The organism is Pseudomonas sp. GW823-FHT06E10, assembly GCF_058794995.1.
In genome coordinates, this window is the sequence record NZ_JBXAHJ010000002.1 from 438323 (window position 1) to 462102 (window position 23780).

The window sequence follows — 23780 nt, forward strand, 5'->3', positions numbered from 1 at the left end:
GGCACTACAAACTTCGGACATAAAAAAAGGCCACCCGAAGGTAGCCTTTAAAAACTAGAGAGGTTTTTTGCTTACACGGCCGCAACCGGGCGCATGTAAGAGATCGGTGCAGTGCTGGCGTCTTCGAACGTCACGACTTCCCAGGCATCTGTCTGCTCAATCAACTTGCGCAGCAGCTGGTTGTTCAGTGCGTGGCCGGACTTGAAGCCCTTGAACTCACCAATCAGGCTATTGCCCAGCAGGTAGAGGTCACCAATTGCATCGAGAATCTTGTGCTTCACGAATTCGTCTTCATAGCGAAGGCCGTCTTCGTTCAGTACGCCATCGGCGTCGACCACAATAGCGTTTTCAACGCTGCCGCCGAGTGCGAGGTTGTGCTTGCGCAGGTACTCGATATCACTCATGAAACCGAAAGTACGGGCGCGGCTGACTTCTTTTACGAACGAAGTGCTGGAAAAATCCACGCTTGCACTTTGGGTGCGGTCCCGGAAAACCGGGTGATCGAAATCGATCTCGAAGCTCACCTTGAACCCTTCGAAAGGGACGAAAGTGGCGCGCTTGTCGCCGTCTTCCACTGTCACTTCACGCAGGATGCGGATGAATTTCTTGGCGGCGTCCTGTTCTTCCAGGCCTGCCGATTGAATCAGGAATACGAAGGGTCCAGCGCTACCATCCATGATCGGGACTTCGGACGCGGAGAGCTCGACGTAGGCGTTATCGATGCCCAGGCCAGCCATGGCCGAGAGCAAGTGCTCTACCGTGTCCACTTTGACGTCGCCATTTATCAGCGTGGTCGACATAGTGGTTTCACCGACGTTTTCCGCGCGGGCAGGAATTTGCACCACAGGGTCGAGGTCAGCGCGACAAAACACAATGCCAGTGTCGACAGGCGCAGGCTTGAGGGTCAGGTAGACCTTCTCCCCGGAGTGCAGGCCTACACCTGTGGCACGGATAATATTTTTCAGTGTGCGTTGTTTAATCATGGCTTGGGCCGCTTCAGCGCAAATTGCGAACTGGTATCAACAAAGGCTGGCGATGATAGCAGACCACGCCTTTGCTGAACACCAATCACCTTCATAGCCCTGATACATTCCATCAATCGGCCTGACGACGCAGGAAAGCCGGGATGTCCAGGTAGTCCAGATCATCTTGCGGATTCATCTTCGCGGCAGTCGCAGCCCCGGCCTGAGCCTGGTTGCGCATGACGGTCGGACGGTCCAGGTCACGGTAGTTCACCGCTGGAGCTTCCTGACGAACAGGGGCCTGTTGTTGTGGCTGTGCAGCCATCGAAGTGTGAACGGTGTTGTCGATGACCTTCACAGGCTTCTCGATTTTAGCGCCCAGACCTGTGGCAACGACAGTCACGTGCAGCTCGTCGCGCATGTCCGGATCGATAACGGTACCGACCTTGACCATCGCGTGCTCGGAGGCGAATGCCTCGATGATGCTACCCACGTCGGAGTATTCACCCAGGGACAGATCCGGACCGGCGGTAATGTTCACCAGGATGCCGCGAGCGCCTTGCAGGTTCACGTCTTCGAGCAGCGGGTTGCGAATGGCCGCTTCGGTGGCTTCACGTGCACGGTTCGGACCGCTGGCGCAGCCAGTGCCCATCATTGCCATGCCCATTTCGCTCATCACGGTACGCACGTCGGCGAAGTCGACGTTGATCATGCCCGGACGCTTGATGATGTCGGAGATACCGCGGACGGCACCGGCCAGTACATCGTCTGCCTTGGCGAAAGCCGACAGCAGGCTGGCGTCTTTACCGAGGATGGTCAGCAGCTTCTCGTTGGGAATGGTGATCAACGAGTCGACGCTTTCGGAGAGCATGCGGATGCCTTCGTCGGCGATCTGCATACGCTTGCGGCCTTCGAACGGGAACGGACGGGTCACGACCGCAACGGTCAGGATGCCCATTTCCTTGGCCACTTCGGCGATGATCGGCGCAGCACCGGTACCGGTACCGCCGCCCATGCCAGTGGTGATGAACACCATGTTGGTGCCGGCCAGCACTTCGGCAATGCGCTCACGGTCTTCCAGAGCGGCTTGACGGCCGACTTCAGGGTTGGCGCCAGCGCCCAGGCCCTTGGTCACGCCGGTGCCCAGTTGCAGGATGGTCCGCGCGCCGATGTTTTTCAGCGCTTGAGCATCGGTGTTGGCGCAGATGAATTCGACGCCTTCGATGTTGCTCTTGACCATATGGTTGACAGCGTTGCCGCCGCCACCGCCGACACCGATAACTTTGATTACCGGGCTTGCGGGGATGTTGTCTACGAGTTCGAACATTTTCCCTCTCCTTTACATTCTCTAGTTTTTTCGCCTACTGCGTGCTTCGGTGTAACGGTATTGCGGTAAATCTTCAGAAATTGCCCTGGACCCACTTCTTCAGGCGGTCCAGCAGCGGAGCCTGTGGCTCTTCGTTGCTGTAGCTGTCGCGACTGCCGATGCCCGAGAACGAGATGCCGTCGGACTGCTTCTGCAGGCCGTACATCAACAGGCCGACGCCGGTGGAATAGATCGGGTTGCGTACCACGTCATCCAGACCTTTCACGCCGTGAGGCACGCCCAGGCGCACCGGCATGTGGAAGATTTCCTCGGCCAGTTCGGTAGCGCCTTCCATCTTCGACGTACCGCCGGTCAGCACGATGCCGGCCGGGATCAGGTCTTCGTAGCCGCTGCGGCGCAGTTCGGCCTGGATCAGCGTGAACAGCTCGTCGTAGCGCGGCTCGACTACTTCGGCCAAGGCCTGGCGGGACAGCTCACGCGGTGGACGGTCGCCAACGCTTGGTACCTTGATGGTTTCACCGGCACCGGCCAGTTTGGCCAGGGCACAGGCGTAGCGGATCTTGATTTCTTCGGCGTACTGGGTCGGAGTGCGCAACGCCATGGCGATGTCGTTGGTCACCTGGTCACCGGCAATCGGGATCACCGCGGTGTGACGGATCGCGCCTTCGGTGAAGATCGCGATGTCGGTAGTACCGCCACCGATGTCCACCAGGCACACGCCCAGCTCTTTCTCGTCATCGGTCAGTACCGAGTACGCGGAAGCCAGTTGCTCGAGAATGATGTCGTCGATTTCCAGACCGCAGCGGCGCACGCATTTTTCAATGTTCTGCGCAGCGTTGACGGCGCAGGTGACCACGTGGACCTTGGCTTCCAGACGTACGCCGGACATGCCCAGCGGTTCGCGGACGCCTTCCTGGTTATCGATTACGTAATCCTGCGGCAGGGTGTGCAGCACGCGCTGGTCAGCCGGGATCGCCACGGCCTGGGCAGCGTCGAGCACACGCTCAAGGTCCGCCGAGCTGACTTCGCGATCACGAATCGCCACGATGCCGTGGGAGTTCAGGCTGCGGATGTGATTACCGGCCACGCCGACGAACGCCGAGTGAATGCGGCAACCAGCCATCAGCTGCGCTTCTTCGATGGCGCGCTGGATCGATTGCACGGTGGACTCGATGTTCACCACCACGCCTTTTTTCAGGCCACGGGACGGATGGGTGCCGATCCCGACGATTTCCAGCGTGCCGTCGTCCGCGACCTCGCCCACCAGCGCCACCACCTTGGAGGTGCCGATATCGAGACCGACGATCATTTTGCCGCTTTGCACGTTTGCCATGGGTCCTGCCTCTTCTTAATTCTTCGCGACAGCGGGTTGGGCTGCCGTGGGCGCTACAGGTTCCCGCCAGCCAACAGCGAGGCCGTTGGCGTAGCGCAGATCGATGCGCGCAATGTTCGTAATCTGTTCTTTGAGCGTCTTGTCATAGATGGCGATGAAACGGCGCATCTTTTCCACCTGGTTGCCGCGTCCCAGCAGCAGTTCGATCCCGGGACCCGCACTGCCGGGGCCGGTGGTCAGGAACCAGCTGCCGCGATCACGCAGTTCGAGGCGTGCAATCGAGAAGCCCAGCGGCCTGAGCATCTGGCTCAGTACCTGGTATTGCTGCATCACTTGCTGCTGAGCCCGCTGTGGGCCGAACAGCTGTGGCAGGTGTTCATAGTTCGCCAGCTCGCGCGGGGTGAAGGCCTGGCCCTGGTTGTTCAACAGCGACTCGTCGCCCCAACGGGCCACCGGCAGTTGTTCTTCCAGGCGGATCACCACTTGATCCGGCCACACCCTGCGCACCTCGGCGTGGGCAATCCATGGCATCTGTTCCAGCTCGGTGCGCATGCTCGCCAGGTCGATGGTGAAGAAGCTCGACGCCACGTAAGGGGCGATCCGCTGCTGCACCGCTTGCTGGCTGATGTAACTCAGGTCGCCCTGCACGTTGATCTTGGTGATCGGCCTGTCGGCATACGGCAACAACCGTGTCGCGCCTTCGTAAGTACCGAACCCCAAAGCCACCAGCAGTACCGGCCAGAACAACGCTTTGAGAAAACCGAAGTTGGCTTTCGGCAGGCGCGCGGACATCGGCTCTTTGGCCACCATTCGGCTGGCACCCCGCGGTACCGGCTTGCGGCCGGTCGGTGCGGTGGGCTGATGTCTGAGCTGAGCGCCTTGCATGGCCTTAACCTCTCGTCGACTCTTGGTTACCGGCAGTCTTGCCGGCAACGCTCTCGGCCAGAATGGCCAGAACCAGTTGCTGGAAATCCAGACCGGCGGCACGGGCCGCCATCGGCACCAGGCTGTGATCGGTCATGCCCGGTGCGGTGTTGACTTCCAGGAACCAGAACTGCCCTTCGGCGTCCTGCATCACGTCTGCCCTGCCCCAACCGGCGATACCCAGCGCTTCACAGGCTTTCGCCGTGAGGTCCATGAGTTCCTTTTCCTTGGCGCTGTCCAGACCGCACGGAATGCGGTACTGGGTATCGTTGGCGATGTACTTGGCGTCGTAGTCGTAGAAGCTGTGCGTGGTACCCAGGGCAATCGGTGGCAACACCTGGTCACGCAGGGTGGCGATGGTGAACTCCGGACCGTGAATCCATTGCTCGACCAACACTTGCGAATCGTAGGTACTGGCCGCTTTCCATGCGTCGATCAATTCGGACGCGGAACTCACTTTGGCCATACCGATACTTGAACCTTCATGGGCCGGTTTGACGATCAAAGGGAAGCCCAGTTCCGTCGCCGCCGAAATACAATCGGCCTCGCTGCTCAGTACCGCGTGACGTGGGGTTGGAATGCCCAGGCTGTGCCAGACCTGCTTGGTGCGCAGTTTGTCCATGGCCAGGGCCGAAGCCAGGATGCCGCTGCCGGTGTACGGAATGCCCAGGCATTCGAGCAAGCCCTGCATGCTGCCGTCTTCACCACCACGGCCGTGGAGGATGATGAAGGCGCGGTCGATTTTTTCGTTGAGCAGACGCTGCAGCAGGTCATCGCCCACGTCGAGGCCGAACGCGTCCACACCGGCGCTTTGCAGTGCGTCCAGAACGGCGTTACCCGACTTCAGGGAGACCTCACGCTCGGCGCTCTTGCCGCCGAACAGCACGGCGACGCGGCCGAAGTCTTTCGGCGCGATCGTGGAGACCAGGTTGGCGTAGGCAACAGTCATTTCAACTTCCCCTTCTCCGGCGCGGCAACGGCACCGGCGAACAACTCACTTTTCAACAGTTTTGGTGCAAGACCGCCGATATCACCGGCGCCCTGGCACAGCAGGATGTCGCCGGCGCGCAGCAGCGGCTTGACCACTGGCGCGAGGTCGACGCCACGCTCGATGTAGATCGGGTCGAGCTGGCCACGCTGACGGATGCTGTTGCACAGCTTGCGGCTGTCGGCGCCCGGAATCGGCTCTTCGCCGGCCGGATAGACTTCCATCAGCAGCAGTACGTTGGCGTCGGCCAGCACATTGACGAAATCGTCGTACAGGTCACGGGTGCGGCTGTAACGGTGCGGCTGGTAGACCATCACCAGGCGGCGCTCCGGCCAGCCACCGCGTACGGCCTTGATCACGGCCGCGACTTCCGTCGGGTGGTGACCGTAGTCATCGACCAGCATCACATTGCCGCCGTCCACCGGCAGTTCGCCGTAGACCTGGAAGCGTCGGCCGACCCCCTGGAACCCGGACAGGCCCTGGACGATGGCTTCATCGCTGACGCCTTCGTCGGTGGCGATGCAGATGGTCGCAAGGGCATTCAATACGTTGTGGTTGCCCGGCATGTTCACCGAAACATCAAGTGGCTCGCGGTCGGGACGCAGTACGGTGAAGAAGGTCTGCATGCCTTGCTGGCGCACGTTGATGGCGCGCACGTCGCAGTCTTCGCCGAAGCCGTAAGTAACGGTCGGACGCTTGACCTGCGGGAGGATTTCACGCACCACCGGATCGTCCAGGCACACCACGGCCAGGCCATAGAACGGCAGGTTGTGGAGGAATTCGACGAAGGTTTTCTTCAGCTTGTTGAAGTCACCGTCGTAGGTCGCCATGTGATCGGCGTCGATGTTGGTGACCACAGCCACCAGCGGCTGCAAGTGCAGGAAGCTGGCGTCGCTTTCGTCGGCTTCGGCGATCAGGTAGCGGCTGGTGCCAAGCTGGGCATTGGTGCCCGCGGCATTCAGGCGACCACCGATCACGAATGTCGGGTCCAGGCCACCGGCGGCGAACACCGAAGCGATCAGGCTGGTGGTCGTGGTTTTGCCGTGGGTACCGGCAACGGCGATACCGTGGCGATAACGCATCAGCTCAGCCAGCATCTCTGCACGTGGCACCACCGGGATACGGCGTTCCAGCGCGGTAGCGACTTCCGGGTTGGACGTGTTCACGGCGCTCGACACCACCAGCACGTCGGCGGCCGCGGCGTTCTCGGCGCGATGGCCGATGAAGATCTGCGCGCCGAAGGACTCCAGGCGTTCAGTCACCGGCGAAGCCTTCAGGTCAGAGCCGGACACGGCATAACCCAGGTTCAGCAGCACTTCGGCAATCCCGCACATGCCCACACCGCCGATACCGACGAAGTGGATGCGACGGATACGGCGCATTTCCGGTTGCGGCATGGCTTTCTGACTCTCAACCATGGGCCACCTCCAGGCAGCTATCGACCACGTTACGGGTGGCATCGGGTTTGGCCAGGCGGCGTGCCGCGGTAGCCATTTCGTTGAGTCGTTGTGGTTGCATCAGGACCTCTGTCAGGCGAGCGGCAAGATCCGCTGCGCCAGTCGTTCTTTGTGGCATCAGGAAGGCTGCGCCTTCACGGGCCAAATATTCGGCGTTGCGGGTCTGGTGATCATCGATGGCGTGAGGCAAAGGCACCAGCATCGAGGGCAGACCGGCGGCGGCCAGTTCACTGATGGTCAGCGCGCCGGCGCGACATACCACCAGGTCGGCCCAGCTGTAGGCTTGGGCCATGTCTTTGATGAAGGGCTGCACCTGCGCCTCGACGCCAGCCGCGCGATAACGCTCTGCAGTCACTTCATCGTGGTTTTTGCCGGCCTGATGGAACACTTCCGGACGCAAATCGGCAGCGACTTGCGACAGGGCTTCAGGCAGCAACTTGTTCAACGGTTCTGCGCCCAGACTTCCGCCCAGGATCAGCAAACGCGCCTTGCGACCGGCCAGGGCAGGTCGCGATGTCTCGAGGAACAGCTCGGTGCGCACCGGATTACCGGTGGTTCGGCGGCTGTCCGACAGGGTAAAGGTGTCGGGGAACGCTTCACAGACTCGGGCGGCCAACGGCACCAGCAACCGATTGGCGGTACCGGCAACGGCGTTCTGTTCGTGAACGATCACCGGTACACCGGCCAGTTTGGCCGCGACGCCGCCAGGACCGGTCACAAACCCACCAAAGCCAACGACGCAGACCGGCTGCAGACGGCGAATGATCGCCCGCGCCTGCCAGACCGACTTGAACAACATGAACGGTGCCTTTAGCAGGGACAATTTGCCCTTGCCGCGCAGACCGCTGGCATTGATCCGATGCAGTTCGATACCGGCCGCCGGCACCAGTTCGTTCTCGATCCCACGCGGGGTGCCGAGCCAGTGCACGGTGTAGCCGCGCGCCTGGAATTCGCGGGCACAGGCCAGCGCCGGGAACACGTGGCCACCGGTACCGCCAGCCATGATCATGACGTTAGCGCCCATGGTTCGGCTCCTCGGCGAAGTCGCTCTCATGGAACTCCATCTCTTCGCTGCCCAAGTGGGTTCGACTTTCCCACTCGATGCGCAGCAACAAGCCGAGACAGGCGCAGCAAATCACCAACGAACTACCGCCATAACTGAGGAACGGCAGGGTCAGCCCCTTGGTCGGCAGCAGGCCGACATTCACGCCGATGTTGATCAGGAACTGGCCGATCCACAGGAACGACAGACCGTATGCCACATAAGCTGCGAAAAACTGCTTGGCCTTTTCAGCCCACAAACCGATGTACATGCCACGAATACACACGAAGACAAACAGTGCCACGGTGCACAACGAACCCACCGCACCCAGCTCTTCGGCCAGGACCGAGAACACGAAGTCAGTGTGGGCTTCCGGCAGGTAGAACTGTTTCTGCACGCTGTTGCCCAGGCCCACGCCCAGCCATTCGCCGCGACCGAAGGCGATCAATGCCTGGGACAACTGATAGCCAGCACCGAACTGGTCGGCCCATGGGTCGGCAAAGTTGGTCAGACGCGCCATTCGATACGGCTGCATTTGAATCAACAGCACCACTGCGCCGACGGCCAGGACCACCATCAGGGAAAAGCGGAACAACCCGACGCCGCCAAGGAACAGCATCGCCGCCGCGGCCCCCATCATCACGACGGTGGCACCGAAGTCCGGCTCCATCAGCAGCAGGCCCGCCATCGGCAGCAGCACGATGAACGGCTTGAAGAAGCCCATCCAGCTTTCACGCACTTCTTTCTGGCGACGCACCAGATAACCGGCGAGGTAGATCACCACGAACACCTTGGCGATCTCGGATGGCTGGACGTTGAAGAAACTGAATCCGATCCAGCGCATCGAACCGTTCACTTCACGGCCGATCCCCGGGATGATCACCATCACCAGCAGGCCGAACGCCCCCAGCAGCATCAGCCAGCCCAGGCGTTGCCAGGTGGCAATCGGGATCATCATGGTGACGATGCAGGCACCCAGGCCCAGCACCACGTAAATAAGGTGGCGAATCATGTAATACAGGGCGCTGCCCGACTGCACGGCCGCCACTTCGGTCGATGCCGAGGCGATCATGATCAGCCCCAGGCCGAGCAGCGTCAGGCAGCCGGCGAGCATCGGGAAGTCGAGGTCGATACCGCGCCCGGTGATGAGCGGCGATGGATACGGCTTGATGATGCCTTTGAGGCTCATGCCAGATCCTCCACGGCTTGGACGAACTGGTGACCACGGTCTTCGTAGTTCTTGAACATGTCGAAACTGGCGCAGGCAGGCGACAGCAGAACCACGTCGCCCGGCTGGGCTGCAGCGCGGCATTGCTCGACGGCTTCGACCAGGGAGCCGGCGCGGATCAGCGGCACGGCATCGCCGATGGCTTCACCGATCTTGTCGGAGTCACGCCCCATCAGGACCACGGCGCGGCAGTTGGCCGCCACCGGATCGCGCAGGTCCTTGAACTCGGCACCCTTGCCGTCGCCACCGGCGATCAGCACGATCTTGCCGTCGATGTCCGCGCCGAGGCCTTCGATGGCCGCCAGTGCGGCACCGACGTTAGTGGCCTTGGAATCGTTGTAGTAACCCACGCCGTCGAGGTCGCGGACCCATTGGCAGCGATGCTCGAGACCGGCGAAGGTGCGTAGGCTCGACAGCATGGCATCAAACGGCAGGCCGACCGCATGGCCCAGGGCCAGGGCCGCCAGGGCGTTGGACTGGTTGTGGGCGCCGCGAATCTTCAATTCGCGCACTGGCATCAGGTTCTGGAATTCGAAGCCCAGGTATTTCTCGCCGTCTTCTTCACGAATACCGAAAGCCTTGAAATCGGGTTTGCTCAGGCCGAAGGTCCAGCATGGCTGCCCTTCGCCCATCAGCGGACGACTCAAAGCGTCCTGGCGATTGACCACAAACTGCCTGGCGCCACGGAAGATCCGGTGCTTGGCCAGGTGGTAGGCCGGCAGACCGCTGTAACGGTCCATGTGGTCTTCGCTGATGTTGAGCACGGTCGCCACTTCGGCGTTGAGTTGGTCGGTGGTTTCCAGCTGGAAACTCGACAGCTCCATCACGTACAACTCGATATCGTCGCTGAGCAGGTCCAGCGCCGGGGTGCCGAGGTTGCCGCCGACGGCAACTCGCTTGCCAGCCGCAGCCGCCATTTCGCCGACCAGCGTGGTCACGGTGCTTTTTGCATTGGAGCCGCTGATGGCCACGATCGGCGCCTTCGCGTTACGCGCGAACAGCTCTATGTCGCCGGACAATTTCACGCCACGGGCGGCGGCGGCCTGCAGGGCCGGGGTCGCCAGCGCCAGGCCGGGGCTCACGTAGAGCTCGTCGGCGCGGCACAGGAACTCGACATCCAACTCGCCACAACGCACTTCCACGTGCGGATAGTCACGCTTGAGCGCGGCCAGTTCCGGTGGATTTTCCCGCGTATCGGCCACGGCAAACGCCACGCCCCGGTTCGCCAGGAAGCGAACCAGGGACATGCCGCTCTTGCCGAGGCCGACAACGATGCGGAAGTGGTCAGAAGCGATCAGAGACACTTGTTTCTACCTCAGCTTCAGGGTGGCAAGGCCGATCAGCACGAGAATCACGGTGATGATCCAGAAACGGACGATCACGCGCGGCTCGGGCCAGCCCTTGAGTTCAAAGTGGTGGTGAATGGGCGCCATGCGGAATACGCGGCGACCGGTCAGTTTAAAAGAGGCGACCTGAATGACGACTGACAGGGTTTCCATCACGAACACGCCGCCCATGATGAACAGGACGATTTCCTGACGGACGATCACCGCGATGGTGCCCAGGGCCGCGCCCAGCGCCAGTGCGCCGACGTCACCCATGAAGACTTGTGCCGGATAGGTGTTGAACCACAGGAAGCCCAGGCCGGCTCCGATCAACGCGCCACAGAACACAATCAACTCGCCTGCGCCCGGTACGTAAGGAATCAGCAGGTATTCGGCGAACTTCACGTTACCCGACAGGTAGCAGAAAATGCCCAGGCCACCACCAACCATCACGGTCGGCATGATCGCCAGGCCGTCGAGGCCGTCGGTCAGGTTGACCGCGTTGCTCGAACCGACAATTACGAAATAGGTCAGCACGATGAAGCCGGCGCCCAGCGGAATGCTGTAGTCCTTGAGCATCGGCAGGATCAGCGTGGTTTCCACCGGCGTGGCGGCAGTCATATAAAGGAAGATCGCCGCGCCCAGACCGAATACCGATTGCCAGAAATATTTCCAGCGGCTCGGCAAGCCACGGGAGTTCTTCTCGATGACCTTGCGGTAGTCGTCGACCCAGCCGATGGCGCCGAACAGCAAGGTCACCAGCAGAACGACCCAGACGTAACGGTTGCTCAGGTCAGCCCACAGCAGGGTGCTGACACCGATGGACGACAGAATCAGCGCGCCGCCCATGGTCGGTGTACCCGACTTGGACAGGTGCGACTGTGGGCCGTCGTTGCGAACGGATTGACCGATCTGACGGTTCTGCAACGTGCGGATCATCCATGGGCCATAGCACAGCGACAGGACCAGCGCGGTCAGTACACCGAGAATCCCGCGCAGGGTCAGGTACTGGAAGACCGCGAAGCCTTTGTAGAACTGTTGCAGATACTCCGCTAGCAGCAGCAGCATTAATGTTTCTCCAGACTGGACCCGCACAAGGCGGCGACGACGTTTTCCATCGCAGCGCTGCGCGACCCCTTGATCAAAATGGTGGTGTTTGTGTCTTGCTCGGCACCCAGGGCCTTGATCAGTTCAGCCTGCGTGCTGAAATGAAAAGCCTGTGGACCGAATGCGTTCACGGCGTGAGCCATCATTGGCCCGACGGCGTACAGCGCAGAAACCTTGCCACGGGCGTACGCGCCCACGTCGCGGTGCCCCTGCTCCGCCCATTCGCCCAACTCGCCGATATCCCCGAGCACCAGGACGGTGCGACCGGAAAAGCCGGCCAGTATATCAACGGCAGCGCACATGGAGGTGGGGTTGGCGTTGTAAGTGTCATCGATCACGCGCATGCCGTTGCTGGCCAGTTGCGCGACGGTGCGCCCCTTGACCGGTTGCATCGCGCCAAGGCCGGTGGCGATACCGAACAGCGACACACCCAGGGCATGGGCGGCTGCGGCTGCGGCCATGGCATTGGCGACGTTATGGGTGCCGAGCAGGTTCAATTGAACGCGCTCCACGCCTTCAGGGCTGTGCAGGTTGAACGCCGGGCAGCCGCGGGCATCGGTAGTCAGGTCACTGGCGTAGAAATCGGCGCTGGCGTTGCTCAACGCAAACGTCAGCACTTTGCGGTCACCGGCGCGTGCCTTCCAGATACCGAATGCCTTGTCGTCAAGATTGAGAACGGCGACGCCATCGGCATCCAGCCCTTCGATGATCTCGCCCTTGGCTTCGACGATTTTGTCCGGGCCGCCGAACTCGCCGACGTGGGCGGTCCCGGCATTGTTGAGAATGGCCACGTGCGGCCGGGTCAGGCCGACGGTGTAGGCAATTTCACCCAGGCGCGAGGCACCCAGTTCGATCACGGCAGCGGTGTGTTCCGGTGCCAGTTCGAGCAAGGTCAGCGGCACGCCGAGGTCGTTGTTCAGGTTGCCACGGGTCGCCAGCACCGGACCACGGGTGCGCAGAATGCTCGCAAGCATCTCCTTGACCGTGGTCTTGCCGCTGGAACCGGTGACGGCCGCGACCGGATGGGTGTAGGCGGCGCGATTGAGCGCGCCCAACTGACCGAGGGCCTGGCGAGTGTCGCTGACCAGTAACTGCGGCAGCGTGCTGCCAGCGACTTCACGCTCGACCAGCGCAGCCACGGCGCCCTTGGCGGCGACTTCATTCAGATAGTCATGACCGTCAAAACGCGGGCCGGTCAGGGCAATAAACAGCTGGCCCGGCTTGATTGCACGGCTGTCGATGCTAACGCCGTCGAAGCTGGCATCGGCGGACACCAGGCGAGCACTCAGCGCACCGGTCAGTTCACTCAGTTTCAAGGCCTTAAGCATGGGCCACCTCCCACGCGGTCAAGGCATGATCGGCCTCGACCAGATCGGAAAAGGCATGGCGTTCGCCGTTGATTTCCTGATAGTCCTCGTGACCTTTCCCGGCCAGGACAATCACGTCATCCGCCGAGGCACTGGCGATCAACCGGGCAATCGCCTGACCACGACCGGCAACGAACTCCACTTTATCCACAGCCGTGAAACCGGCGCGGATGTCATCGAAAATCACTGCAGGGTCTTCAGTGCGCGGATTGTCATCGGTCACCAGCACGCCATCGGCCAGGCGCTCAACCACTTCGGCCATCAACGGACGCTTGCCGCGATCGCGGTCGCCGCCACAGCCGAACAGGCACAGCAACCGGCCCTTGGCGTGTGGACGCAGAGCCAGCAGCACTTTTTCCAGGGCATCCGGGGTGTGGGCGTAATCGACCACCACCAGCGGCTGCGAGCCACCGCCCAAGCGCTGCATGCGCCCGGCAGGGCCTTCAAGCTTCGGCAGCACCTTGAGAATTTCGTCCAGGGCGTAATCCAGACCGAGCAACGCACCGACCGCCGCCAGGACATTGCTCAGGTTGAAGCGACCGAGCAAGGTGCTGCGCAAGTGGTGCTCGCCCTGTGGCGTGACCAGCGTGGCGCGCACGCCTTCGTCGTCGAATTGCGCCTGACGGCAATACAGGTAGGCGCTGGAGTCTTCCAGGCTGTAGGTGATCAACCGCGACTCGCGCTTGTCGGCGGCCAGTTGCCGGCCGAACTTGTCGTCGAGGTTGACCACGCGGCATTTCAAGTCATTCCAGTCAAACAGCCTGGCCTTGGCTTCGCCGTAGGCCTGCATGGTGCCGTGATAATCCAGGTGATCGCGGGACAGGTTGGTCATCACTGCCACATCGAACGCCAGGGCAGTCACGCGCCCCTGATCCAGGCCATGGGAAGAAACTTCCATCGCCACGGCCTTGGCCCCGGCCTTTTTCAGGTCCGCCAGGGTCGCTTGCACGGCAATCGGGTTCGGCGTGGTGTGCAGGCCACTTTCCAGCGCCCCATAGAAACCCGAACCGAGCGTGCCGACCAGGCCGCAGTGCTGGCCGAGCAGGTCCAGCGCCTGGGCGATCAATTGAGTCACGCTGGTCTTGCCGTTGGTACCGGTCACGCCCACCAGGTTCAGGTGGTGGCTCGGCTCGCCATAAAAACGCCCGGCGATGTCCGACAGCTGAGCCGCCAGACCTTTGACCGGAATCAACGGCACTTCAGTGATCGGCAGGACCGTGGCGCCTTCTACTTCATAGGCCACCGCGGCAGCACCACGCTGCAAGGCGTCAACCATATGCGCGCGCCCATCGAACTTCCCGCCCGGCACAGCGAGGAACAGATCACCCGCACGCACATTGCGGCTGTCCAGGGCGAGTTCGCGAATCAGCAGATCGTGGCCGGCGTGAGGGAAAATCTTGTTCAGGCTCAGGGACATCAGCCGCGCCCTCCATTGGCTTTCAGCGGAACGACCGGTGTTGCGTTCGCTTGTTGAGTAGGTGGCAGGTTGTCCGGGGTAATGTTCATCAGGCGCAGGGTGCCCGACATCACACGGCTGAACACCGGTGCGGAAACCAGGCCGCCGAAGTAACCGGCCTTGGTCGGCTCGTCGATGACCACCACGATGGCGTAACGCGGATCGCTCATCGGGCCGAAACCGGCGAACAGCGAGCGGTAGGAGTTCACGGCGTAACCCTTGGTGCCGACCGAGGTTTTACGCGCAGTACCCGACTTGCCGCCCACGTGATACGCCGGCACCTGCGCACGGAACACCCCGCGCGGGGCTTCGATCACTTGTTGCAGCATGCCTTGCATGGTTTTTGCGACGGCCTCCGGCAGCACCTGGGTGGTTTGCGGCGCCTTGTCGGTCTTGATCAGGGTCAACGGTGCAAGGCGACCGTTGTTGGCCAGGGCCGAGAAGGCGTGGACCAGCTGGATCGCGGTCACGGAAACACCGTAGCCGTAGGACAGCGTGGCGGTTTCTGCCTTGCGCCATTCGCGGTAGTTCGGCAGATTGCCGACGCGCTCGCCCGGGAAGCCCAGGCCAGTGTCTTGGCCGAGGCCGACTTTCTGCGCCAGACGGAAAATGGTCTCGCCGCCGATATCGAACGCGACCTTGCTCATGCCGACGTTACTGGAATTGATCAGGATGCCGGTCAGGTCGAGCACCGGGCCTTCGGTCTTGGATACGTCCTTGATGGTGTACTTGCCAATCTGCAGGGAGCCCGGATACACCTCGACGGTATCGCTCGGTTTCCAGCGGCCGGTTTCGATGGCGGCGCTCATCGAGATCGCTTTCATGGTCGAGCCTGGCTCGAACACGTCGATCATCGCGCGGTTACGCATCATCGCCGGCTGCAGGTTGCGGCGGTTGTTCGGGTTGTAGGTCGGCTGGTTGACCATCGCGAGAATCTCGCCGGTCTTCACGTCCATGATCACCAGGCTGCCGGCCTTGGCGCCGTTCTCGATGATCGCGTTACGCAGTTCGCGGTTGGCCAGGTATTGCAGGCGCAGGTCAATGGACAACGCCAAGGGCTTGCCGGCCTTGGCGTTTTTGGTGACCTGGACATCCTTGATCAACCGGCCGCGCCGGTCCTTGATGACTTGTCGTTTACCCGGCACCCCGGCCAGCCATTCGTCATAGGCCAGCTCGATACCTTCCTTGCCATGGTCATCGATGTCGGTAAAGCCGACCATATGCGCGGTCACTTCACCGGCCGGATAGAAACGGCGGAACTCTTCGATGCCATAGACGCCAGGCACTTTGAGATCGAGCACCGCCTGGCCCTGCTCAGGCGTCAGCCCGCGCACCAGATAAATGAATTCCTTGTTGGCCTGCGCTTCAAGGCGCTCAGCCAGGGCTTTCGGGTCCTGCCCCAGGGCAGCCGCCAGTGCCGGCCACTTCTCTTTGGCCGTTTGCATTTCCTTGGCATTGGCCCAGAGGGTGGTGACCGGAGTACTCACGGCCAAAGGCTCGCCGTTACGGTCGGTGATCAGACCACGGTGAGCCGGAATCGGAATATGACGAACACTGCGGGCATCGCCCTGACCTTTAAGGAAGGCACGGTCGACCACTTGCAAATCGATGATGCGCCAGGCAATCGCGGCCACCATGATGCCGAGCAAACCCAGCACCACGCGGAACCGCCAAGGAAAGAGTGCACCTTCGAGTTTCATCATGGCGCCACCATCTTCACGTCAGCGGCACCGGGGATGTGCATTTTCAATTGTTCGGTGGCCAGCACTTCGATACGGCTGTGGGCGGTCCAGGTGCTCTGCTCCAGAATCAACCGGCCCCACTCCGCCTGCGCCTTGTCGCGCACGCTCAGTTCGTTGTACAGCGAATTCAATAGCTGACGGTTCCAGTGCGCGCTGTAAGACACGCCGATGGCCGACACGAGCACGCCGACAAACAGCAGCAGCATGAAGAAGCTTCCGCCGGGCAATGGCTTGGCGAAAAGCTTGCTCACCGCAGCTTCTCCGCCACACGCATGACAGCGCTACGGGAACGTGGGTTGGCTTTGAGTTCGGCGTCGGAGGCCGTCTGCGCTTTGCCATGGACTTTGATTTTCGGTTCGAAGGCGACATGCCGAACCGGCAGGTTGCGCGGCAGGTTGTCGGCTTCGCCTTTCACCAGCTTGCGCATGAACAGTTTGACGATACGGTCTTCCAGCGAATGGAAGCTGATCACCACCAGGCGACCGCCCACTTCCAGGCACTCCAGCGCGGCTTCGAGGCCGGTTTCCAGATCACCCAGTTCGTTGTTGACGTGGATACGCAACCCCTGGAACGCGCGGGTTGCGGGGTTCTTGCCCTTTTCCCAGGCTGGGTTGGCGACTTTCAGGACTTCTGCCAGGTCACCGGTGCGCTCGAATGGCTTGATGTCGCGACGTTCGGCCACAGCACGGGCCATGCGGCCGGAGAAACGCTCTTCGCCGTATTCCTTGAACACCCGGGCGATTTCTTCCACGGGCGCGGTGTTGACGAATTCGGCGGCGCTGATGCCACGGGACGGATCCATGCGCATGTCCAGCGGACCGTCGTTGAGGAAGCTGAAGCCGCGCTCAGGGTCGTCGAGCTGTGGCGAGGACACGCCAAGATCCAGCAACACGCCGCTGACCTTGCCGGCCAGACCGCGCTCGGCGACTTCCGAACCGAGCTCGGCAAAGCTGCGCTGCACAACGACAAAGCGGCCGTCTTCGGCCGCTAGCGTCTGCCCGGTGGCAATCGCTTGTGGATCTTTATCGAATCCGAGCAACCGACCATCGGGACCGAGCTGACTGAGGATCAACCGGCTGTGTCCGCCGCGCCCGAACGTGCCGTCCAGATAGCAGCCATCAGGACGTACGGCGAGAGCCTCGACGGCTTCGTCAAGCAGTACGGTGATGTGGTTAAAGCCGCTATCAATAGTCACAGGATCAAATCACGCAGTTCATCAGGCATCGCGCCCGGTTGTTGAATGGCAGCCAGGTCAGCGGCAGAAACCGCGTTCCAGGCATCCTCGTCCCACAATTGGAACTTGTTCAGTTGGCCTACCAACATCGCGCGCTTATCCAACTTGGCATATTCACGAAGACGCGGCGGAACCAGAAAACGACCACTGCCATCGAGCTCGAGGTCGACGGCATTACCAATCAGTAAACGTTGCAGGCGGCGGTTCTCTTCGCGAAGCGAAGGCAGTGCGCGCAGTTTGGTTTCAATAATTTCCCACTCATCGAGGGGGTAAACACACAAACAAGGATCAACGGCATCAATTGTCACGATCAATTGCCCGGAACTGCGCGAATCGAGCTCGTCACGGTACCGGCTCGGCATTGCGAGACGGCCCTTTGCATCGAGACTGATAGCGTTGGCTCCGCGAAACACGTCTGCGTTTCTCCAAATTCTAGCGTTTTGAGTTCAAAAAACCCACTTCATGCCACTTTCCGCCACTTGCGCACACTATAGGAATGCGCCCACCACACCGTCAAGGCGCGGAGTAAAGGAAAACCCTTACAGAACTGAGATTTAGGAGCATTAACGGAGGGACAACGAGAATCCGGCAGATGAAACTGATCGATAACTTGAATCAGCACAGAAGGCTGCGTTCGAAAGTTAAAGTAATTTATTAAGAGTAAGATTTTTTTGGTATTACAAAAGAGGTTCTGCGGATGAATGTGTAAGGAGGGAAATTGCTATCACCCAACCCCCTGCTCAATGATTCAAGCAGAGGAAAGAAAAAGGTGGAGAGTCGATCTGTAAGCCGGGTTCTGTCTTGAACAGTCATTCGTCTACGATGGCCATCACTGGACATCTTTAGCAACCTACCCGGTCCCAGCGCGGGCCACGCCTTGGGACCCTATTTGGTCTTGCTCCAAGTGGGGTTTACCTAGCCACGAACTGTTGCCAGACGTGCGGTGCGCTCTTACCGCACCTTTTCACCCTTACCGGCGCCGAAGCGCTTAGGCGGTTATTTTCTGTGGCACTTTCCGTAGGCTCACGCCTCCCAGGCATTACCTGGCACTTCGCCCTATGGAGCCCGGACTTTCCTCCCCCCCCTAATTTTCATAGGGGGCAGCGACTGTCCGATCGACTCTCCGCCGCGAAGGTTACCGGCAGAGCGCCCGAAGAACAAGCACCAAGCGCCATTGGGCACGCCTGCGCGTCGGGTTTTACTCGCCCTTCTGCTGATCCAGCGCGATTTGGTACAGCACATTCTTTCGCTCGCCGGTGATTTGCGCCGCCAATGCCGCCGCACGCTTGAGCGGCATTTCTTCAAGCAACAGGTTGAGGATACGCATCGCTTCGCTGCTGACGGCACCTTCCTCTTCGGGCGCGGACCAGCCCGCCACCAGTACCACGCACTCACCGCGCTGCTGGTTGCTATCCGACTCGACGAACTCGCGCAGCTCAGCCAGAGGCAGCCCCTTGAGGGTCTCGAACGTCTTGGTCAGCTCGCGGGCAAGCAGCGCCGGGCGCTCTGGACCGAACACCAGCTCCATGTCTTGCAGACATTCGAGGATGCGATGCGGGGCCTCATAGAAGATCAATGTGCGAGGCTCTTCCTTTACCTGCTCGAGACGCGCACGTCGCCCCACAGCCTTTGCAGGCAGAAAACCTTCGAATATGAAGCGGTCGGAAGGCAGCCCTGCTGCCGACAGCGCTGCAATCAACGCGCAGGCACCCGGAACCGGCACTACATTAATGCCCGCTGCCCGGGCCTGCCGCACCAGGTGATAACCCGGATCGGAAATCAGCGGCGTCCCGGCATCCGAGATCAACGCCACATTGTCACCGGCAAGCAGACGAGTGATAAAGCGACTACCTTCATCCCGCTCGTTGTGTTCATGGCAGGCCGCCAATGGCGTCGCAATGCCGAAGTGCTGCATCAAGCGCTGGGAATGACGGGTGTCTTCCGCGGCGATCAGGGCCACTTCACGTAGAATCTTCAGCGCCCGCGCACTGATGTCATCCAGGTTGCCGATGGGCGTCGCCACCACATAAAGCGAGCCAGCAGCGGAATTCAAAGCACCTGGAGCAGTCAAAGCGCACACCTCATGATCGGTAAAAGTCGCCATTGTAGCGCGTAGCGAGACTCACGATACCCGCAAGCAAACGAGGTATCGGTGACCGTTTGTGCGCTGGCGCAACATTTACACCAGCTAAATTGATTGATTCACGCCAGTAACATCGCACCCCGGCCAGTGCTTGGGTACAATTCCACGCTAATTTGATCGAGTATCAGGAACGCTTACATGATCGCTTGCCTGCGGCTGTTATCTGCCCTCTGCCTCGCTGCCTTGCTGACGGCTTGCGCCAGCTCGCCCTCCTCCAGCCTTGGCGAGCTTCCACGGACACCGGACGCCAGTATCGAGCAACTGCTTGAGAAGGCCTCCCAAAGCAAATCACCGGAAGATGCCGCCCTGCTGCGCCTGAGCGCCGCCGACCTGGCTTATCGCCAGGGCAATGCCGGCCAATCCGCGCAAATCCTGCAACAGGTTCCTGTCGAACAGCTCAAGCCGGGCCCACAGGTTTTCGCCAACACCCTGGCGGCGGAACTGGCCATGACGCGCAATCAGCCCAAGGCCGCGCTGGCCGCCTTGAGCCATCCGAGCCTGCAATACTTGAGCGAACTGCCCGAGGAACAACAGGTCCGCACCGGCACCATCCACGCCCGCGCACTTGAAGCCGATGGCCAGACCCTTGCCGCCGCTCGCCAGCGCATTTTCATCGCCCCGATGCTCGAAGGCGAAGCCGCGAGCAAAAACCACGAAGCCATCTGGACCCTGATCGCTTCGCTGCCGACCAATCAGTTGCAGCCAAGTGCCACCGACGATCTCGGCGGCTGGATGGCCCTGGCACTGGCCGTGAAATCCGCCGGCACCCTGGAGCAGCAACAGGCCGCCATCGACAACTGGCGCGCGCAGAATCCGAAGCACCCGGCAGCCATTCAATTGCCGCAGCCACTGACCCAACTCAAGGAACTGGCCAGCCAGCCCCTGAACAAGATCGCCCTGCTGCTGCCTCAGGACGGCCAACTGGCGGCGGCTGGCAAAGCACTGCGCGACGGCTTCATGGCCGCTCACTACCAGGCCCAACAGGCCGGGCAGAAACCACCCGCCATCGAGTTTTATGACAGCTCGCGCCTGACTTCCATGGACGAGTTCTACCGCAAGGCCCAGGCCGATGGCGTGCAACTGGTCGTCGGCCCGCTGGAGAAGCCGCTGGTCAAACAGCTGAGCACTCGCCCGCAGTTGCCGATCACCACCCTGGCATTGAATTACAGCGAGGGCGATCAAGGCCCGGCGCAACTGTTCCAGTTCGGCCTTGCCGCTGAAGACGAAGCCCGCGAAGTGTCGCGCCGCGCTCGCGCCGACGGCCTGCATCGCGCAGCCATCATGGTGCCGAAAGGTGAATGGGGCGACCGCGTGCTCAAGGCGTTCAGCCAGGATTGGCAAGCCAATGGCGGCACCATCGTCGCCACCGAACGCGTCGACCAACCGGTCCAGTTGGCCCAGCAAATTGCCGACATGTTCCAGCTGCGTCAGAGCGAAGGTCGCGCCAAGAGCCTGCAAAGCACCGTTGGCTCACAGGTGGCTGCCCAGCCATCGCGCCGCCAGGACATCGAGTTCATTTTCCTCGCCGCTACACCGCAACAGGCCCAGCAGATCAAACCGACCCTGAACTTCCAGTACGCCGGCGATGTTCCGGTCTACGCCACCTCCCACGTGTTCAGCGCCAACGGTGACGTCAACCAGTACAACGACATGAATGGCATTCGCTTCTGCGAGACGCCATGGTTGCTGGACGCCAATGATCCACTACGCCGCCAGGTCACTGCCCAGTGGCCACAAGCCGCCGGTAGCCTGGGGCGCCTGTATGCCATGGGTGTGGACGCCTATCGTCTGGCGCCACGCCTGGGCCAGCTCAAGTCACTGCCGGACAGCCGCATCGACGGTGAATCGGGCAGCCTTGGGATGTCCCAGAGCCAGCGGGTCGTGCGCCAGTTACCATGGGCCGAGTTCGCCAATGGCCAGATTCAGCGCCTGCCGGACACCGCTCGCTGATGCCTGACAGGTCACGCCAGCAAAGCGGCAAGGATGCCGAGCGCCATGCGCTCGAGCATCTTCAACAACAGGGTCTGCGCCTGCTGGCGCAGAACTGGTTGTGTAAACGCGGCGAGCTTGATCTGGTCATGCTAGATGGCGATACAGTAGTATTCGTTGAAGTCCGCTACAGAAAAAACACTCAATGGGGTGGCGCGCTCGATAGCATCGATGAGCGCAAACGGCAAAAACTGATTTTCGCCGCGCAATATTATCTTCAGCGCGAGCCGCGCTGGGCCAATTCCCCTTGCCGCTTCGACGTGATTGCCATCGACAGCCACCTCGATCAGTTGAACTGGCTACAGAATGCCTTCGACGGCTGATCGCCGGCATTGCGAACCGGACACTATCACCCAACATTTTGCTCTTTGCTTTGCGGGCTGCACATTCACGTGCCGAACAGCCGCGCTACTTAAGGTCACACAGATGGACATGCAATCCCGAATTCGCCAGCTTTTTCAGGCCAGTATCGACACCAAGCAACAGGCGATGGAAGTACTTGCACCGCACATCGAGCAAGCCAGCCAGGTCATGGTCAACGCCCTGCTCAACGAAGGCAAAATGCTTTCCTGCGGCAATGGCGGCTCTGCCGGCGATGCCCAGCACTTCTCCTCCGAGCTGCTCAATCGCTTTGAGCGCGAACGCCCAAGCCTGCCGGCCATCGCCCTTACGACCGACAGCTCGACGATCACCTCGATTGCCAACGACTACAGCTACAACGAAATTTTCTCCAAGCAGATCCGTGCACTCGGCCAACCGGGCGATGTGTTGCTGGCTATCTCCACCAGCGGCAACTCGGCCAACATAATTCAAGCGATTCAGGCCGCACATGATCGCGAAATGATTGTCGTAGCATTGACGGGACGTGACGGCGGCGGCATGGCGTCGCTCCTGTTGCCCGAGGACGTCGAGATTCGCGTACCGGCCAACGTCACCGCTCGTATTCAAGAAGTCCACCTGCTGGCGATCCATTGCCTTTGCGACTTGATCGACAGCCAATTGTTCGGGAGTGAAGAATGACCCCTAATCGCCTTGGCCTACTGGCCTTGACCCTGTGCCTCAGCATCAGCGGTTGCACCTCGGTGGTGACTGCCAGCCGTGAAGCACCGATTGAAGATGACCGCGGCACTCGCACACTGGGCAGCAAGATCGACGATTCCCTGATCGACACCAAGGTTGGCGTGAACGTCGCCAAGGCCGACCCGGCCCTGGATAAGGATTCGCATATCGTCGTCACCAGCTTCAACGGTGTCGTACTGCTCGCCGGGCAAACGCCACGCGCAGACCTCAAGGCCAAGGCCGAACAGGCTGCCGCCGCTGTCCAGCGCGTGAAAAAGGTGCACAACGAACTGCAAGTCCTGCCACCCTCTTCGTTGCTGGCACGCCAGAACGACACCTGGCTGACCACCAAGATCAAGACCCAGATGCTCGCCGATGCGAACATCCCTGGCTCGCGCATCAAGGTAGTCACTGAAAACGGCATCGTCTACTTGCTGGGCCTGCTGACCAAGCAGGAAGCCGCGCAGGCGACCAACCTGGTGCAAGGGGTTTCCGGTGTGCAGAAGATCGTGAAATTGTTCGAGTACATCGACTGACCCTGTAGGAGCGAGCTTGCTCGCGAAAAACGTTTGGCGAATGCGTTCATTCAGACTGCACGCGTCATCGTTCACGCCCATCGCGAGCAGGCTCGCTCCTACAACGTAATAAAAAAGGCGATCCTTGCGGATCGCCTTTTTATTACTTCACCACCTTCAAACTCGGGCGACCGCTTGGACGCGGTGGCTCACTGTCGGGTGGTGGAAGATCGTCATCCGGCTCGATCTCGTCGTCCTCGCCCATGGGCGATTCCAGATCGAACACCATGCCCTGGCCATTCTCCCGGGCGTAGATACCCAGGATCGAAGCAATTGGCACGTACAAGGTGTGCGGTACGCCACCAAAGCGCCCCTCGAAACTGACCGCCTCGTTATCCATGTGCAAGTGACGCACGGCTTGTGGCGATACGTTCAGGACGATCTGTCCGTCACTGGCAAACCCCTGAGGCACCTGCACCGACGGGTACTCGGAATTGACCAGCATATGCGGGGTGCAATCATTGTCCACAATCCACTCATAGAGCGCGCGGACCAGATAAGGTCGACTGGAGTTCATAACGG

At 60.9% G+C, this 23780-nt stretch carries 22 protein-coding genes and 1 other RNA gene; 4 read left to right on the forward strand and 19 right to left on the reverse strand.

What is annotated here, in order from left to right:
- Positions 1–71 precede the first annotated feature (71 nt).
- From lpxC to rsmI, 18 genes are all read right to left on the reverse strand, one after another.
- Positions 72–983, reverse strand: coding sequence for a UDP-3-O-acyl-N-acetylglucosamine deacetylase (gene lpxC, locus AC1Q6Y_RS05050; protein ID WP_007916984.1), 912 nt, complete (start codon positions 981–983; stop codon positions 72–74).
- Between the two features lie 112 nt (positions 984–1095).
- Positions 1096–2289 carry a cell division protein FtsZ gene (ftsZ, locus tag AC1Q6Y_RS05055; RefSeq protein WP_008016708.1) on the reverse strand — a complete coding sequence of 398 codons (1194 nt, stop codon included), beginning with the start codon at positions 2287–2289 and terminating at the stop codon, positions 1096–1098.
- Between the two features lie 73 nt (positions 2290–2362).
- Positions 2363–3622, reverse strand: a complete 1260-nt coding sequence (gene ftsA, locus AC1Q6Y_RS05060) for a cell division protein FtsA (RefSeq protein ID WP_007989901.1) — start codon at positions 3620–3622, stop codon at positions 2363–2365.
- Positions 3623–3637: 15 nt separating this feature from the next.
- Positions 3638–4507, reverse strand: a complete 870-nt coding sequence (locus tag AC1Q6Y_RS05065; RefSeq protein WP_057713366.1) for a cell division protein FtsQ/DivIB — start codon at positions 4505–4507, stop codon at positions 3638–3640.
- Between the two features lie 4 nt (positions 4508–4511).
- The gene (locus AC1Q6Y_RS05070) at positions 4512–5495 is read right to left on the reverse strand and encodes a D-alanine--D-alanine ligase (protein ID WP_492624115.1); all 984 of its coding nucleotides are present in this window, start codon (positions 5493–5495) and stop codon (positions 4512–4514) included.
- Positions 5492–6952 carry a UDP-N-acetylmuramate--L-alanine ligase gene (murC, locus tag AC1Q6Y_RS05075; RefSeq protein ID WP_007989894.1) on the reverse strand — a complete coding sequence of 487 codons (1461 nt, stop codon included), beginning with the start codon at positions 6950–6952 and terminating at the stop codon, positions 5492–5494. Before murC ends, AC1Q6Y_RS05070 begins: the two co-directional genes overlap by 4 nt.
- Entirely contained in the window at positions 6945–8015 is a 1071-nt protein-coding gene (gene murG / locus AC1Q6Y_RS05080) for an undecaprenyldiphospho-muramoylpentapeptide beta-N-acetylglucosaminyltransferase (RefSeq protein WP_218494226.1), read from the reverse strand. The genes murC and murG overlap by 8 nt, the downstream gene beginning before the upstream one ends.
- Complete coding sequence (gene ftsW / locus AC1Q6Y_RS05085) at positions 8005–9222, reverse strand: putative lipid II flippase FtsW (RefSeq protein WP_056726220.1); 1218 nt, start codon at positions 9220–9222, stop codon at positions 8005–8007. The genes murG and ftsW overlap by 11 nt, the downstream gene beginning before the upstream one ends.
- A complete protein-coding gene (gene murD / locus AC1Q6Y_RS05090) occupies positions 9219–10565 on the reverse strand; it encodes a UDP-N-acetylmuramoyl-L-alanine--D-glutamate ligase (protein ID WP_057713362.1) in 1347 nt (448 codons plus the stop codon). The genes ftsW and murD overlap by 4 nt, the downstream gene beginning before the upstream one ends.
- Before the next feature lie 6 nt (positions 10566–10571).
- Complete coding sequence (gene mraY, locus AC1Q6Y_RS05095) at positions 10572–11654, reverse strand: phospho-N-acetylmuramoyl-pentapeptide-transferase (RefSeq protein ID WP_015096766.1); 1083 nt, start codon at positions 11652–11654, stop codon at positions 10572–10574.
- The gene (locus AC1Q6Y_RS05100; protein WP_492624116.1) at positions 11654–13021 is read right to left on the reverse strand and encodes a UDP-N-acetylmuramoyl-tripeptide--D-alanyl-D-alanine ligase; all 1368 of its coding nucleotides are present in this window, start codon (positions 13019–13021) and stop codon (positions 11654–11656) included. The genes mraY and AC1Q6Y_RS05100 overlap by 1 nt, the downstream gene beginning before the upstream one ends.
- On the reverse strand, positions 13014–14477 hold the full coding sequence (locus AC1Q6Y_RS05105; protein WP_057713360.1) for a UDP-N-acetylmuramoyl-L-alanyl-D-glutamate--2,6-diaminopimelate ligase: 1464 nt from the start codon (positions 14475–14477) through the stop codon (positions 13014–13016). Before AC1Q6Y_RS05105 ends, AC1Q6Y_RS05100 begins: the two co-directional genes overlap by 8 nt.
- Complete coding sequence (locus AC1Q6Y_RS05110) at positions 14477–16216, reverse strand: peptidoglycan D,D-transpeptidase FtsI family protein (protein WP_173677933.1); 1740 nt, start codon at positions 16214–16216, stop codon at positions 14477–14479. Before AC1Q6Y_RS05110 ends, AC1Q6Y_RS05105 begins: the two co-directional genes overlap by 1 nt.
- A complete protein-coding gene (gene ftsL / locus AC1Q6Y_RS05115) occupies positions 16216–16509 on the reverse strand; it encodes a cell division protein FtsL (protein ID WP_007998257.1) in 294 nt (97 codons plus the stop codon). The genes AC1Q6Y_RS05110 and ftsL overlap by 1 nt, the downstream gene beginning before the upstream one ends.
- Positions 16506–17453, reverse strand: coding sequence for a 16S rRNA (cytosine(1402)-N(4))-methyltransferase RsmH (gene rsmH, locus AC1Q6Y_RS05120; RefSeq protein WP_007972589.1), 948 nt, complete (start codon positions 17451–17453; stop codon positions 16506–16508). The genes ftsL and rsmH overlap by 4 nt, the downstream gene beginning before the upstream one ends.
- Complete coding sequence (gene mraZ / locus AC1Q6Y_RS05125; RefSeq protein WP_007917012.1) at positions 17450–17905, reverse strand: division/cell wall cluster transcriptional repressor MraZ; 456 nt, start codon at positions 17903–17905, stop codon at positions 17450–17452. The genes rsmH and mraZ overlap by 4 nt, the downstream gene beginning before the upstream one ends.
- Before the next feature lie 356 nt (positions 17906–18261).
- Positions 18262–18615: RNase P RNA component class A (rnpB, locus tag AC1Q6Y_RS05130), an RNA gene on the reverse strand.
- Between the two features lie 75 nt (positions 18616–18690).
- Complete coding sequence (rsmI, locus tag AC1Q6Y_RS05135; protein WP_167362876.1) at positions 18691–19596, reverse strand: 16S rRNA (cytidine(1402)-2'-O)-methyltransferase; 906 nt, start codon at positions 19594–19596, stop codon at positions 18691–18693.
- 177 nt (positions 19597–19773) lie between these two features.
- Here rsmI and AC1Q6Y_RS05140 point away from each other — a divergent pair, with 177 nt between their 5' ends.
- The 4 genes from AC1Q6Y_RS05140 to AC1Q6Y_RS05155 all read left to right on the forward strand — a co-directional run bounded on the left by AC1Q6Y_RS05140 (position 19774) and on the right by AC1Q6Y_RS05155 (position 23219).
- On the forward strand, positions 19774–21585 hold the full coding sequence (locus tag AC1Q6Y_RS05140) for a penicillin-binding protein activator (RefSeq protein WP_492624117.1): 1812 nt from the start codon (positions 19774–19776) through the stop codon (positions 21583–21585).
- Entirely contained in the window at positions 21585–21947 is a 363-nt protein-coding gene (locus tag AC1Q6Y_RS05145; RefSeq protein ID WP_090457618.1) for a YraN family protein, read from the forward strand. Before AC1Q6Y_RS05140 ends, AC1Q6Y_RS05145 begins: the two co-directional genes overlap by 1 nt.
- A gap of 103 nt (positions 21948–22050) precedes the next feature.
- Entirely contained in the window at positions 22051–22644 is a 594-nt protein-coding gene (locus tag AC1Q6Y_RS05150; protein ID WP_007972584.1) for a phosphoheptose isomerase, read from the forward strand.
- Positions 22641–23219 carry a BON domain-containing protein gene (locus AC1Q6Y_RS05155; protein ID WP_057713355.1) on the forward strand — a complete coding sequence of 193 codons (579 nt, stop codon included), beginning with the start codon at positions 22641–22643 and terminating at the stop codon, positions 23217–23219. Before AC1Q6Y_RS05150 ends, AC1Q6Y_RS05155 begins: the two co-directional genes overlap by 4 nt.
- A gap of 142 nt (positions 23220–23361) precedes the next feature.
- On the opposite strand, the gene AC1Q6Y_RS05160 is transcribed toward AC1Q6Y_RS05155, so the two are convergent.
- Complete coding sequence (locus AC1Q6Y_RS05160; RefSeq protein WP_007998247.1) at positions 23362–23775, reverse strand: ClpXP protease specificity-enhancing factor; 414 nt, start codon at positions 23773–23775, stop codon at positions 23362–23364.
- Between the last annotated feature and the right edge of the window lie 5 nt (positions 23776–23780).